Below are 14,427 nucleotides of genomic sequence, written 5' to 3'. Positions count from 1 at the left end.
TACATCGTCCTAATGGCGGTGATCATCGCCATCACGGCTCTGATCACCGATCTTGGTGCCACGGCGCTGACTGCGGCCGAAGGCACGCCGGACGTGACGATCGGCGCTGTCTTGTTTGCGGTCTACATCTTCCTTGGGACGATATTCTTCTTTCAGGCCCCGTCGATCGCGACCGGCATTGCGGGGGGCGCTGCGGCCGGCGTCGGCGCTTTTGCCGGCTCGGCCTGGGGGACCATGGCGGCACCGTTCCAGCAACGCCGCAGCGCTCGCAACAGTCGCAATCTCGAACGTGCCGCCCAGCGCGGTGGTTCGGTGAGGCGCGCATGAGGAAGGAAGACTCTTTGACGAGACCAACCACGATAGTCCGCGCGCTCCGGCGATCAGCCGTCGTCATCGCACTGATCCCGTCACTCGCCCAAGGGGCATCGGGGCCAAAGAAACTACCCGTCTGCAACGGCAAACATCTGCGCGAGGTGAACATCTACGGGAGCGTGCTGCCGGGTTCGCCGCTGCCGGCAATCGTCGCACCCCCTGCCCCGCCACCCGTGCCGCAGATCAAACAGCCAGTTGATGCCGGCACTCCGCCCCCGCCTGTTCCCGCCCCGCTTCCCGAGAAGACGTCCGCGCGCGCGACCCCCGGCACCTTTGGGAGTTGCTGATCATGCGGAACCAGACCGAAGGCGTGCCGGCAAAAGACGCTGAACTCTATTTCGGGCATGCCCGATCCTGGGATCAGGACCGTCAGCGCAAATCGTTACGATCCGAACGCATCGCCTGGGTCGTGGCCGGCCTGGGGCTGCTTGCCGCGACCGCGGAGGGCTTCGCACTCGCGGGCCTGGCCCCGCTGAAGACGGTCATGCCGTACATTATTCGCGTCAATCAAACGACAGGCGCGGTCGATGTGCAGACCACCCTCACCCAGAAACCGATGCGCTATGACGAGGCGGTCACGAAATTCTTCCTCGCGCAATATGTCCGGACACGGGAAAGCTGGTTGCCGGCGGCGGCCGAAGAGAATTTTCGCGCTGTCACAATCCTGTCCGAACCAGGCGAGCAACAGCGCTGGGGCCGGTTTTTCAGCTCGAACAACGCCGCGAGCCCACAGGTCGTCTGGGGCAAGGGTGCGGTCGTCCAGGCCCGCGTGCGCAATATCGCCTTCATCAACGATCGTGTGGCCAACGTCCGCTTCACGCGGACGGTGCAGACCGACACCGACACCCAGAGCAGCGACTGGATCGCGACCGTCACCTTCCGGTACACGAACGCGCCGTTGGCGGAGGGCGACCGCTATCGCAACCCATTGGGCTTCCAGGTCGAGAATTACCGCGCGGACCCCGAGGTAGTTCGATGAACCGCCTTCTCTCCATAGTGAGCCTGCTCGCCATTATAGCGACGCCCGCCCTGGCGGAGGACACCCCGCGCGGTGGGCCGGCGGATCCGCGCGTGAAGTTCGTCGAATATCAGGAGACCCAGGTCTACCGGATCGTCGGCACATTCCGGACGGCGACCCAGGTGGTGCTCGGCGCCGATGAGACGATCGAACACGTCGCGCTCGGCGACACCGTGTCATGGGAGGTGGCGGTTGCCGGTCATATCCTGTTTCTGAAACCCCGCGAGCGGGCGGGACCGACCAACCTCATCGTCACGACCAATCGCGGGGGCGAGCTGCGCAACTACGCTTTCGAGCTGACCGCGCGCCGGGGACCAATCGGCAGCGGGAGCCGTGACACATTCTTCCAGGTTCGGTTTCGCTACCCGCGCGATGAGGCCGATCGTGCTGCGCGCATGCGCGCCACCCAGGAGGCGCAGCGCGTCGCCGCGCTGCAGGCGAGTGCCGTTCGGGGAGCCCTTGACCACGGCGTCATCGATGGGCCGCGTAACCTGAACTACAAGGTCCAGGGTGCGAGTGACCTTCAGCCGTCGGAGATCTCCGACAATGGCCAGTTCACGGTCCTGCGCTTCCCCGGCAACCATGAAATCCCGGCGATCTATCTGGTGCGACCAGACGGCTCGGAGTCCTTGGTCCCGTTCGATGTCCGGGACGAGTTTGTGGTCGTCCACGCCGTGGCGGCTCAACTGCGCCTGCGCCGGAACCGGGAGGTGCTGTGCATCTATAATCTCGCGCCGACACCTTACGGCGTCGATCACGGCACCAACACCGCATCGCCGCATGTCGAGCGCACCATACAAGACCCGAAGGAGTGAGTGCGATGGACGAGACTTCGGCCGAGGCCCCTCGCCGCCCGCAGGGCGATCCAACACCTGAACGCGACGAAATCATCCGCGAGCGCGGCATCGACCCAATTGGAGGGATGACACCGGCAAAGCGGAATACCGCCCTGATCTTCGCCGGGACGGCGATGGTGCTCGGGATTTTGTGGGTGAACTCGGGACCGAGCAAGACCGGCTCGAGTTTGATGGGGAAGCCCGAAGCAATGGCCAAACGGCCGGATCTAGCGGCGCGCGAAACGGTCGCCTATGATGCTGTCGCAGCAAAACCCAAGCCGCTCGGCACCGTGAGTGCCGATCCCAACGCGCCTGTCCTCAATCCTCCGTCGACCGTTGGCCCCGATGGTCAAATCGTTCCGGCAATACAGCCCGGAGCGCAGCCAGCGGCGGCAGCGCAGAACACGCGTCAGAACCTGGCCGATCAGGCCCGTCGCTCAACATTGATCGCCTATGGCGGTCGCGATGCGGTCCAAGCACCAGCGGGTGCTAACGGTGCCGGCTCCGACACCGGCAATGCGGGCGCAGCTGGTGACGGCTCTACCGATCCAGCCGCCCGCAGCGCGCTCGATGCGCTTCGTCAGAGTTCGGCCGTTGGCGAGGCACGCGCCTCGATGCTGCCCAATCGCAACTATCTCGTCACCGCCGGCACGTTGATCCCCTGCATTCTGCAGACCGCCATGAATTCGGCGCAGCCCGGTTACACGTCGTGCCTGATCCCGCGCGACGTCTATTCGGAGAATGGCCGCGTCGTGCTGATGGAGAAGGGCACCAAAGTCCTTGGCGAATATCATGGTGGCATCCAGCAGGGCCAGAACCGCCTCTTCGTTCTCTGGACGCGGGCCGTCACGCCGCAGGGCGTGCGCATCGACCTGGCCTCTCCGGGGTCCGATGCGCTCGGGCGCGCAGGCATCGCCGGGTCCGTGGACACCTTCTTTTGGGCGCGCTTCGGCAGCGCGCTGCTGCTCTCGCTGGTCGACGACGCCGCCTATATCGCCGGACAGTCCGTCTCCGGCGGGAGCAACAACTTCAACAACACGACGCGCACGCCGAGCGAGGGGGCGAGCATCGCACTCCAGAACAGCATCAACATCCGGCCGGTGCTGAAGAAGAATCAGGGCGAGGAGGTTGGGATCTTCGTCGCAAAGGACTTCAATTTCGCCGACGTCTATAATCTCGAGTTACGGCGCTGAGAATGAGCGACACCGCCGTCCTACGCCATTATCTCGCACCGATCCTGCCGCTGCTGGAGCCGGTCGAGGTGACGGAGCTTGTCATCAACAAGCCCGGCGAAGTCGGCATCGAGGATCATCGCGGTTGGCATTGGCATAGCGTCGCCGAACTCGACAGCGACTGGCTGGCGACGCTGGCCGTCGCGGCCGCGAGCTTCACCCGGCAGGACGTCAACGCCGAGACCCCGATCTGCTCGACCATTTTGCCAGGCGGGGAGCGCTGCCAGATCGTCATACCCTCGGTGACGCCGACCGGCGCGCCATCCTTCACGGTGCGCAAGCCCTCGCGCGTCAATCTTGCGATCGATCAACTCGCGCAAACCGGTTTGTTCGCTGGCACACGCTCGGCCGCCCGCGGTCTCGGCGAGGTCGATGCGCAATTGGTTGCGCAGCGCGACGGCGGTGACTGGCCGGCTTTCTTCAAAACCGCCGTTGCCGCCCGCAAGAACATCCTGGTGAGCGGCGCGACCGGCTCGGGCAAGACCACCTTCGCCAAGGCGCTGATCCAGCTGATCCCGCCCGACGAGCGGCTGCTCACGATCGAGGACACCCGCGAGCTTGTCGTCGAGCATCGCAATGTCGTGCACATGGTCTATTCGAGCGAGCGGCAGGGTTTGGCCAAGGTCGGCCCCAAGCAGCTGCTCGAAAGTGCGCTGCGCATGCGGCCCGATCGCATCCTCCTGCAGGAGCTGCGCGACGGCACCGCCTTCTTTTATCTGCGCAACGTGAATTCGGGTCACCCGGGTTCGATCACGACCGTCCATGCTGGCTCGGCGATGGGCGCGTTCGAGCAACTGACGTTGCTGGTCAAGGAATCCGAAGGCGGGCGCGATCTGGCCCGCGACGATATCCGTGGGCTGTTGCACATGCTCGTCGATGTCGTCGTCCAGACCCGCAAGCGCGCCGGAAAATTCGAAGTCGAGGAGGTATATTTTGATCCGGCTGTCGGACGCACGACCGCTCACTAAGGTCTCGATTATCGCGGGGATGCTCGCGGCGACCTTTTTGGCATGCGCCCTGTGCGCGGTGCTGGTGGCCCTCGTCGGCCTGAACCAGATTGGCCCGCGCATGCAGATCTCGGCGATCCCCGCATGGCTCTGGTATTACCGCGGCGATCCGCTGCTTCATCTGTGGCTTGAGCGCGGTGCATTGGTCAGCGGCGCGATCGCTTTTGTCATCCTGCTCGTCATCCTGAAGCGGGGGCGCACGCTCCATGGCGAGGCACGGTTCGCGCGCGAAAGCGAGATCCGGCGGGAACATCTGCGCAGCAACAGTGGGATCATCGTCGGGGAGAAAGGCGGCCGCTATCTCGTTTTCGGCGGCACCGAGCATGTCCTGCTCGAGGCACCGACGCGCGCCGGCAAGGGCGTCGGCGTTGTGATTCCCAATCTTCTCAGTTGGGCAGACTCGGTGGTGGTGCTCGACGTGAAGCGCGAGAATTGGGACATCACCGCTGGTTTTCGCGCACGGCATGGTCAGGCGGTCTATCTGTTCGACCCGCTCGATCCTGAAGGGCGAAGCGCCCGCTACAATCCCTTGAGCTTCATCGACCGGCTCGACGGCACCGATGTGATCAATGAACTCCAGAAGATCGGCGGCATGCTGTTTCCAGCGCCGGAAAAGGCCGATCCGTTCTGGGCGGAAGCCGCGCGCGCCGCTTTTGTCGGCGTTGGCGCGCTCGTCGCGGCCAATCCCGCCCTCCCCTTCACGATTGGCGAAATCTATCGGCGACTGACGACGGGCGACCCCAAGGTCGAACTGCCCAAGGTCGTCGAAGAGGCCCAGCGGCGCGGCCAGCGGTTGAGCCAGGCCTGTGTGTCGGCATTGAGCGACTTCACCTCCGCGTCGGACAACACCTTTTCCGGCATCAAGCAGACGATCACCTCGAAGCTCAATTTGTGGCTCAACCCTTATGTCGACGCGGCGACGTCGGAGACCGATTTCGATCTGCGTCAGGTCCGGCGCGAGCGGATATCGATCTATCTTGGGGTGTCGCCCGACAATATCGACCGCATCGCTCCGGTCTATAATCTCTTCCTCCAGCAGCTGATCGATCTCAATACGCGGGAATTGCCCGAGAATGGCGGCCGCGTGCCGGTGCTCATTCTGCTCGACGAATTCGCCCGCCTCGGCAAGGCGCCGGTCATCGCATCGGCTTTTTCTTACGTTGCAGGCTACGGGCTTCGCCTGTTGCCCGTGATCCAGAGCCGGTCCCAGCCCCGCGGCATCTATGGCGTGGATGTCACCGACGAGATTATCGCCAATTGCGGGCTGGAGATCGTATTCACCCCCAAAGAGCTGAAGGTCGCCAACGAACTTTCCGAACGGCTCGGCTTTTTCACGATGAACGTCAAATCGAAGAGCCGGACGATTCATGGCCTGCTCGCCAACCGCAGCATATCGGAATCAGACCAGCGCCGAGCGTTGATGATGCCCCAGGAACTGATGCAGATGCCCAAGGGCGACCTTCTGCTGCTGCGCGGTGGCATTCCGCCCGTCAGGGGTCGCAAGATCGAGTATTTCCGATCGAAGCGCTTCACGAGCCGGATCAGTGACCCACCCAAGGTCGCGCCCCGTCCGATCACGATCAACGCCGTGTCGTCAGCCGCCAAATTGGCAGGCAAGGCGAGTGGCAGTGATCCTTTGGCACAGGCCCTTAGGGCGAAGAAGGCCGCCTTGTTGAGCGACGGTCAAGCGATCGCGCCGACAGAGCGGGCGGACCCTGTCATGCGCGCGCTCACCGGTGATGAACTGTCGGGCTTTGCCGAAATCACCGATGACATGTTGGTGCTCGGCGACATGGTGGATCTACCACCGCCCGGCGACGAACAGGCCGCTATCGCCTTTGTCACGGCAATGACGGCCCGGGCCGTTCTCGAGCCCGTGGGTGGAGGCGCCCAATCTCCAGCATTTGTGACCGAAAGGCATGACCATGACAGAGAATGATCGCAAGCAATCCGGGACGGCGAGGGCTATTACCAACAGCGTTGGCCTCGACGACGCCAGACAGCGCAAGGCGCAGCCGCCGGGGGCGGCTGCGCTAGAAAAGTCCTCGCCCGGGGGACCAAAGGACGGGCCCACCGAAGCACCTGGTCATGTCGGCGCTGTCGGTGCGTCACGAAGTGCGCCCAAGGTGCATTCCCTCGAGGCGGGCGACGTGCCGGAGAGCGTGCGGAAGCGCTATTATGCCGACAAGGCGAAATGGTCGGGCGAACCTGCCTTTTTCACGACGGCGCAGGCAAAGGATCCCGCGTTTCGCGATCAGGGCCGACGTCTGGTCACGGCGACGGAGAGCCAGGAAGTCGTCAAGGATTTGGTGGCGATCGCACAACACCGCAATTGGGATCGAATTCACGTCACGGGCTCGGAAGAATTTCGGCGATCGGTCTGGATCGAGGCCAGTCAAAAGGGGCTGGAGGTACGTGGCTACAAGCCCAACGATCGCGATCTCCAGGAGCTCGACCGGCTGCGCGGGGAAACGAGCCGCAATACGATTGCGCCCATGGCAGCCCGCGACGTCGATGTCGTCCGTGGTTCAACTGGGATAGGCCGCGAGAGCGACGCCAGTGGTTTGGAACGGCCGGGTGCGCGGCGCGGCGATCGTGGCACCACGCCGAATGATCGCGCGGCCGACAGCCAGATGCGCGTGATGGAGGCAGTGATACGACGGACGTTGTTCGACAATCCCGAGGCGGTTGCGCGGGTGATGACAGTTGCCCGCACACAGCTCGATGCGCATATCGCGGCGGGACGCAATATCCGACCGGCAATGGTCAAGGACGCCTCCCCCAGCGTTAGGCAGGATGTGGTCCGCGGCCGTGACCCAGCCACACCCCCCATCCCTCGTCCGGGTCGCGAGACCAAGCCTCAGGAACGCAGCCGCTCTCGGTGACTGGGAATCGGTCTTTTGCGCCGTAGCCCCTCTACGACATAGGTCTCAGGCGATCGGCTCCTGGTTTAAGAACCGCCACTTTTGTTCGGCTGTGCCGAACTTTTTTCATGATTGATAAACCGCGAGTGACCCAACCCCAGGCCTGTCGGATATATACTATATGCGCGAACCGTCCCGCAAAGCGCAACAAGCTTGCCAGATAATATAATTCTCGTTATATCAAACGCGCCGGACATGGCTCATAGAGGCTCAAATTGCGCGAAGGATATAATCTCAAGACGCTTGGACCTCGCGCCGCCCAGCTGATCGTCGAACTGAACGAACGCCGTCAGCCGATCTTTTCGCTCGCCGACGTCACCGAGATCACAGGTCTGAGCCCGTCATCGGCACGCAGCCTCGTTGCGAACTCCGAAGCGCGCGGCATCGTCACGCGCCTCAAGCCCGGCCTTTACAATCTGGTGCCCTTCGAGCGGGGCCGCGACACCGAGCATGTGAGTGATCCCTACCTCATCGCAAGAACGCTGGTTGGCGACACTGACTACTTCATCTCCCACGGCAGCGCTCTCGAGCTACACCGCATGGTCACACAACCGCAGTTGGCCATCATCGTCTCCTGCGCCAAACGGCTGCGCCCGCAGCACATTCACGGGTATGAGTTCCGCTTCGTCGACGTCAAACCGCAGGATTTCTTCGGCCTGACCGAGATCTGGATCACACCCGAAGAGCAGGTCCGGATCAGCGATCCCGAGCGGACCATCATCGATGGTCTTGACCATCCGCAATATGTTGGCGGCGTCACGGAGGTCGCCAAGGGGCTCTGGATGAAGCGCGATACGCTGCGGATCGAACTGATGATCGACTACGCACTTCGCCTCGGCGTCGGCGCGGTAATCCGCCGCCTGGGCTATCTGCTGGAATTTTACGGGCTGGCCGACGCAGCGGCATTGGAGCCGTTGCGCGCGCGGCTGACCCCGACCTATCAGCGCCTCGATCCGTTGTTTCCCAATGAGGGCCGGATGCTGGCCCGATGGCGCATCCGGCTCAACGTCGAGCCCGACGAACTCGATATGATCCGGAGCAGTTGATGATTCCCCAGCGCGATCTCTCCCGTATCGCCAACGGCCTTCTCAAGCCTCGCGGCCGCCGCGTGCCTGAGGCGGTGATCGAACGCGACTATTGCCTGGCTTGGTTCCTGACCGGTCTGGCCCAGCATCCTTTGCGCGAATTTCTAGCCTTCAAGGGCGGGACGGCATTGCGCCGCTGCTGGTTCGAGAATTACCGCTTCTCCGAGGATCTCGATTTTTCGCTGATCAAGCCGATCGAGCTGGACGCGATCCTCTCCGGCCTGAACGAGATCTTTGCCATCGTCGAGGCGGCGTCGGGGATCAACATGGCCTATGATCGGCCCGACCGACATGGCCATCAGAACACCCACACCTTCTATCTGAGCTACAAAGGCCCGCTACCCGCGCGCAGCGACGTGAAAGTAGATATCACGATCAATGAGGTGTTCTGCTTTCCGCTGGCCGAGCGTCCGATCCTGCGGACCTTCGAGGAATTTGCCGATCTGCCGGATGGCCCGACCATTCTGGCCTACAGCCTGGCGGAGATTTTCATCGAGAAGCTGGCGGCCCTGTCGGACAAGGCCCGCACCGAGCCGCGTGATCTCTACGACCTTTGGAATCTGCTCGAAGAGCGGGACATCCGGCCAGCGGAATATCTCGGCGAACTCACCCAGAAGCTCGCCCTTCGGAAACGCACACCCAATGCCGTGACAGCCGCCATTGCCGCCAAGGAAAAGCGTATGAGCACGCTATGGACTAAGCGCTTACAGCACCAGATGAGTGACCTACCACCCTTCGAAGGCGTGTTTCGCGAGGTTATGCGCGTGCTGCGCGAAGCCGATCTACCAGAATAGGATTGAGAGTCCGGCTGCCTGCCCCCGCAATGCCGTCCCTCGAGATTGTGCACCGGCGATGCTGAATATTGGCGTGTGCCCAACGACAACGGACCGATGATGGGACTTGTACGAACATGACGTAATCGCGGGAGCGCCGGCCTTTGGCCAGATGCACGGGATTACTGGAAGGTTGGTTGCCCCCCGATAAGATGAAGAACGGGCTCACGATTTTGGACCGGGCCCAGCATCAAATGGAGGACAACCGTGGATCAGCATATAGGACTCGACGTCTCCCTGAAAGACACTTCAGTATCGGTTCGTCAGGACGGCAAGCGCATTTGGCGTGGCAAGTGTGCATCCGACCCGAAGCTTCTCGCAGAAGTGATCCGAAAGCGCGCACCAAATGCAAAGCGCGTGGTATTTGAGACCGGACCTTTGTCGGTATGGTTTTTCCATGCCCTCACTGCGGAAGGTCTGCCGGCGATCTGTATAGATGCGCGCCATGCCAAGGCCGCTCTGGATATGGCTGCCAACAAGACCGATGCGAACGACGCTGACGGACTGGCCCATCTGGCTGAAGTTGGTTTCTATAGGGAGGTCCGCGTCAAAGGCTTCGACAGCATGTTGATGAGGACGCTGATCGCCGCCCGCCGTCAACTCATGAAGATGAGGGTGCAGATGTCGAACCAGATACGTGGGCTGATGAAGACGTTTGGGCTGGTCGTCCCCAAAGGTGTCGGCAGCGTCTTTGAACGCAACGTTCTTACGCTCCTAGAAGGCGAAAACGATTTGGCGCGCATCATCCTGCCGCTGCTCAAAGCCTGGAGCGATATTCGGGTTCGTGTGGCAGAGTTAACCAAGCAACTGGTTACGATGGCCGGCACGGACCAACGCTGCCGCCTGCTTACTTCAGTGCCTGGTGACCGCGTAGACGACCCTGTACCCGGCATACGCATGGCTTCAGTTATAAACGATTTGATTTGGCTGGCTTGACAGAGGGGCGATTAGACGACCCGCTGCGCGGGAGTGGCACCCAGATTTGACGGTGCGCTGATCATACCGATGATGCGCCTGGCTTGAGCGAACGGCAGCACAGGCAGACCCTATCGACCCCTTCAACTGAGGAGTCGAACGATGAACACTTCCACTGTGATGATGCCTGTCCGGTCGCTGCGCGAGCGTATGGCCGAGGACATGGACCTGCGTCGGTTATCCCGTGCCACGCAGCGCAACTATTTGCGGGATGTGGCGCGCTTTGCCACTTGGCTGGGCCGTCCTCCTGATACCGCAAGCGGCGAAGACACGCGGCGACGCGCCAGGCTGCCGCGCGGAACACGCTCGTCGACCGCAATCCACCACGTAACGCTGATCGTCGACATCGAATTCGACGCACACCGAGGACAACCACCGGCGCACATCGTCCTGCAGGCCCTTGGGCGTGCCTCGCAGCGCCCAAAGCAGGATCTCCAACACCGTCGATTTGCCACGGAGGTTACGTTCGCTCGTTACTGCCCAGACGCCGGCGGCCAGGTCCGACCAGTCGAAGTCGATCGGCCCCTGCGCGGTTCCGCGTTTCTCTCCCTTGAAGGCAATGCGCCGCACTGTCAGCTTTCGCGCGCAGAGGCCGGTCCGCCGTGATCCCTCGCTTGCGCAGCGCGAGCTCCGCCTCCGTAGGCCGCACCCCGGCTTTCGCCGCGACTGTTTCCAGCCAACCACCGCTCATTCAACGAGCCCTTCCATGATTGTCGCGAGACGGGCCAGCACCCGATCGGTGACCGGCTGGATCACATGGCTAAGTTCCGTTCCCGCATATTCGGCCTGTAGATACTGTCGGTCCTTCAGCGCCTTGCCGCCCTGTGCACCCGCCACCCGAGCCACGATACAGGCACGATCGCGATACCAGCTAAGTTCGGGTGCTGCAGCGGCGATCCGCCCCAGCGCGTCTTCGCCTGCAGCAGTCAACAGATAGAGATGCTCGCGGATCTTGCCGCCGGGAACACCGTCGCGCTTGATCCGAATGAGGTCTGCTGCCCGCAGGATCGCCAGCGCATTGTCGAGCGGTTCGAACGCCCCGAACAGATAGCGCACCATCGGTAAGCGCCGGAGATCAGGTTCGCGATCATAGAATATGCGCTGTGCGATCGTAAGCAGATCGCGTTCGCCGGACGTCTCAAACTCCGTTAGGAGTTCGTTGGCGAGATAGTCGGGATTGCGCATCCAGAAATCGAGCGCCTGCAGGCGCGACTGGGAGTGCAGGACGCAAACAACATCGCGTCCCCAGTATCTGGCATTATTTGTGTCTCCCGCTGCCTGAATGCAGGAGAGCAAGCGAATGGCTGTTTGTCTTTCGCTGGCAACAGCTATTTCTGTCACTTAAAATCACCCTGCTGTCGATCTTCGTCAACTTGCCCCGCCGGGAAGATCACCCTCTTCTTCTCTACCCGATTGTCCCGCAAAGACTAGCCGAACCCGCAATGTTCGACGCGAGTTTTATACTGAAATTTGAGTTAGGAGCGCGAAATATCGTCCGCCTGGTTCAAATTTGAGCTCGTTCCTTTCTTGAGCGTTCCGATGGTGTTCTATGTACAGCAGCCCATCGGCAACACCAATCGCTTCCCCCCGAGCGCCTGCACACTAAGCGGCTTCGAGTTCGAATCCATCATGCAGTGCGGCTTGCCACTGCCAGAGCATGCATATCGACGACACCGGACGAAGGCCATGCTGTCTGCGGCACATGAGCAGATAGGCGAAGTTTGAAGGCGAACGAGGGCCACGAGTGATCGGAAAGCGGTCGTCATATCATCTGCGGCAGGCATCATTGACGCTGAACCGAAGGGCATCTCCGTCGGCGCGCTAACGACCGCTATCCCCGATTGGCTTCCCGCAAGCTGTTAGCCTTCAAACGGCCAGCCTTGCCAGTTTTCCTTCTCGGTGCGGTCGGGGATGCTATCGGCGCGCGGGTCGGAATAGCCGGGTTACCGTCACGTTCCGACCTATGGTCTGCAGCTCGAAATCGCTCCCGAAGCGGCGCGCACCATCCGGTCCTCCTCGCGAAACCGCAAGTTCGAAGCCCGCCGGATCGAGCCAGTGCGTCACGTCCCCCTGCGTAGCCGGCACCACGGCATAGCGTTGCCGGCGGCCGTCGGTTCCGGTGAGCTGCGCGTCGAAATGGTCCGGGGGATCGGCCGCGGCCTCGCGTAGGGGTAGGCTCTGCCGCCAGCGCTGAAGCAACTGCGGGTCAATCCTGTCCTCCGCCTGTGGATCATCGAGCTCGGCCAGCAGCCACGCATCGAATTCGCCGCGGCGCTCGGTTGCTGCATCACGTGTCCGCGCCAGACCCTGCGACAAGCAGAACGCGACCAGTGGATCATGCGTGCCCCAACGCAGCAGCTCTCGCGCCCAGAATCCGATCCACGGCAGGCCGGTCGTTTCCTTCCATTCGGCGAGCGTCGGCGTCGAGGACTTGTCCGGCGCGCCTTCTGACCACGCCCGGGCAACGACCGCGCCGAGCGCAACTCCGAGACGAAACTCGAGATTGTCCGCTACGAAACGCTGCCAGGCTCGCAGATGCTCCGCGTCGGGGCCATTGGCGCCCGGCTCTTTCATCCACCATCCCAGCACGTCATTCCACTGGTCGAGTAGCGCTTGGTCACCGACGGTAGCGCGGACCCGGAAGCCAAACCCCCTGTCACCTTCGAGAAGGTTGCCGATCGCCTCAAAGATATCGATCCGTGCTTCCGCTTCGAGGGCGCCATAGTCCGTGGCTGCGGCAAGAAGCGCACGGATCTGGCCGGCGATGGCCTCGAACCGCCTCCCGATCACCGGCGGAAAGCCATATTGATAGAGCCGCTGCCGCTCGCCGGTATCAGGATACAGATGCTCCACGATGCCGCGGCCGCGCTGAACGAACGCGGCCTCTAGCCAGTCCTCCTGCGCCCGCGCCACGGCTGTGAACGTCCGTCCCCACAAGTCTTTTAGCTCCGCCTCCGCCCGCGCCGGGCTCATCGGGGCATCGCCCATCTGCTCGCTCTCGGCGAGCGCAGTAAGCAGCACGGTATCGAGTTCGTCCATGGCATCGGCGATCCGCGCGAGCGGGCCGGTGGCCCCGGTGCCGGCCTCTCCGCTGACATCGCCAGGCGCGGTACGCTCGAGCCAGTTCATGAATGCGTCGGGTGCGATCCCCAGCACGTCGCGCGCCTTTTCCCAAATGCGCTGGAGCAGGAGGGCAAGCGGACTTTCCACAGCGTCGCGCTCCTGTTCTTCGGCGAGGAGCTGGCGGGTGAGCTCCTCATATTCGCCCGTCCACTCGCGCAGCTGCCGCTCCTGAGCCGCCTTGGGACCGGCCGCCGTGGTCGAGATTCGCAAGGGCAGGGCGACGAGCGTCATTCCCTCAATGCCACGGGCCGCTCCCGGTCGGCCCGCGCGCCCGGCGAGGTTACGGAATTCTGCCGTCGTGAATGGGATGACGACCGGCTCCTCTTCGACTGGATCCCAGGACCGCCGCTTGAGCGATGTCAGGAAGATGAGATCGAAGGGCAAGTTGACGCCTTCCGTGAGCGTTGCGGTCGCCACGGTGATCGGGCAGATTTTTCGATCGATCATTTCCACCATGAGCCGACGAAGCCGTTGCGGCATTTGCCCGTGGTTCGTCGCGATCCCGCGGTCCAGGAGGAAAAGTTCGAACGATTCCCCCCCGCAATAGTCGAGGCAGGCTGCTCTCGCCTCGTCGAACCGTTCGCGCAGGAAGCCGTCGGGCGGTTCGAAGGCGACTATCTCGCGCCATCGCGCCAATTCGAGCGCATCACGGAACCAACGCATTGTCTGCTCCGGTTCTTGCGCGACGGAGATGAGAATTCGCTGGTCCTCGCGCGCCAGGTGGAGCGCGGTCCAAAGAACCGTCAGACTGTTGAACCGGTTGAGGCTGTTGCGCCAGAGGGCTCTGTTGCAAAGATTGGCGGCAGTCAGAGGTAGGCTGTCGCTCTGCGCCGATCAGGCGGCTGCTGCGAAATGGTGGTTGAGCATGCCCATGGCCTCCGTCAGCGCCGAGGGCCCAATGCCAAAAGCTCTCTCCACAAGGCGCACCTCGCCCCTGATGCCGGGCTGCAGGCACCAGGGGCGAGCCTGTCCTTTGCGCAGGGCTCGCATGACTTCGAATCCCTTGATCGTGGCATAGGCCG

At 62.6% G+C, this 14,427-nt stretch carries 11 protein-coding genes and 3 pseudogenes; 11 read left to right on the top strand and 3 right to left on the bottom strand.

Annotated features, from left to right (window positions below; translation table 11 throughout):
* The 11 genes and pseudogenes from LH128_RS16135 to LH128_RS34580 all read left to right on the top strand — a co-directional run.
* Positions 1-327, top strand: a pseudogene (locus LH128_RS16135) (type IV secretion system protein); the annotation flags it as partial.
* A gap of 334 nt (positions 328-661) precedes the next feature.
* Positions 662-1,351, top strand: a complete 690-nt coding sequence (locus LH128_RS16130) for a virB8 family protein (protein WP_008830727.1) — start codon at positions 662-664, stop codon at positions 1,349-1,351.
* Positions 1,348-2,205 carry a P-type conjugative transfer protein VirB9 gene (virB9, locus tag LH128_RS16125; RefSeq protein WP_008830726.1) on the top strand — a complete coding sequence of 286 codons (858 nt, stop codon included), beginning with the start codon at positions 1,348-1,350 and terminating at the stop codon, positions 2,203-2,205. The genes LH128_RS16130 and virB9 overlap by 4 nt, the downstream gene beginning before the upstream one ends.
* A gap of 5 nt (positions 2,206-2,210) precedes the next feature.
* Positions 2,211-3,419 (top strand): type IV secretion system protein VirB10, encoded by a 1,209-nt coding sequence (gene virB10, locus LH128_RS16120; protein ID WP_008830725.1) that lies wholly within the window; start codon positions 2,211-2,213, stop codon positions 3,417-3,419.
* A gap of 2 nt (positions 3,420-3,421) precedes the next feature.
* Entirely contained in the window at positions 3,422-4,426 is a 1,005-nt protein-coding gene (virB11, locus tag LH128_RS16115; RefSeq protein ID WP_008830724.1) for a P-type DNA transfer ATPase VirB11, read from the top strand.
* A 19-nt stretch (positions 4,427-4,445) separates the two neighbouring features.
* On the top strand, positions 4,446-6,404 hold the full coding sequence (locus LH128_RS16110) for a type IV secretory system conjugative DNA transfer family protein (protein ID WP_037519786.1): 1,959 nt from the start codon (positions 4,446-4,448) through the stop codon (positions 6,402-6,404).
* Positions 6,385-7,350 carry an LPD7 domain-containing protein gene (locus tag LH128_RS16105; RefSeq protein WP_083910243.1) on the top strand — a complete coding sequence of 322 codons (966 nt, stop codon included), beginning with the start codon at positions 6,385-6,387 and terminating at the stop codon, positions 7,348-7,350. Before LH128_RS16110 ends, LH128_RS16105 begins: the two co-directional genes overlap by 20 nt.
* 254 nt (positions 7,351-7,604) lie before the next feature.
* On the top strand, positions 7,605-8,435 hold the full coding sequence (locus tag LH128_RS16100) for a type IV toxin-antitoxin system AbiEi family antitoxin domain-containing protein (RefSeq protein ID WP_008830721.1): 831 nt from the start codon (positions 7,605-7,607) through the stop codon (positions 8,433-8,435).
* A complete protein-coding gene (locus tag LH128_RS16095; protein ID WP_008830720.1) occupies positions 8,435-9,268 on the top strand; it encodes a nucleotidyl transferase AbiEii/AbiGii toxin family protein in 834 nt (277 codons plus the stop codon). The genes LH128_RS16100 and LH128_RS16095 overlap by 1 nt, the downstream gene beginning before the upstream one ends.
* 246 nt (positions 9,269-9,514) lie before the next feature.
* Positions 9,515-10,171, top strand: a pseudogene (locus tag LH128_RS16090) (IS110 family transposase); the annotation flags it as partial.
* A 213-nt stretch (positions 10,172-10,384) separates the two neighbouring features.
* Positions 10,385-10,888 carry a phage integrase N-terminal SAM-like domain-containing protein gene (locus LH128_RS34580; protein WP_008830718.1) on the top strand — a complete coding sequence of 168 codons (504 nt, stop codon included), beginning with the start codon at positions 10,385-10,387 and terminating at the stop codon, positions 10,886-10,888.
* An 81-nt stretch (positions 10,889-10,969) separates the two neighbouring features.
* Here the strand turns inward: LH128_RS34580 and LH128_RS16085 are convergent, their stop codons facing one another.
* From LH128_RS16085 to LH128_RS16070, 3 genes and pseudogenes are all read right to left on the bottom strand, one after another.
* On the bottom strand, positions 10,970-11,623 hold the full coding sequence (locus LH128_RS16085; RefSeq protein WP_037519785.1) for a hypothetical protein: 654 nt from the start codon (positions 11,621-11,623) through the stop codon (positions 10,970-10,972).
* Between the two features lie 573 nt (positions 11,624-12,196).
* Entirely contained in the window at positions 12,197-14,068 is a 1,872-nt protein-coding gene (locus LH128_RS16075) for a DNA helicase (protein WP_008830716.1), read from the bottom strand.
* 171 nt (positions 14,069-14,239) lie between these two features.
* Positions 14,240-14,427, bottom strand: a pseudogene (locus tag LH128_RS16070) (IS6 family transposase); the annotation flags it as partial.

It is taken from the genome of Sphingomonas sp. LH128, assembly GCF_000293195.2.
Lineage (GTDB): Bacteria > Pseudomonadota > Alphaproteobacteria > Sphingomonadales > Sphingomonadaceae > Novosphingobium > Novosphingobium resinovorum_A.
The sequence above is the reverse complement of the archived record's forward strand: the minus strand, read 5'-3'. Positions and strand labels throughout refer to the sequence as shown.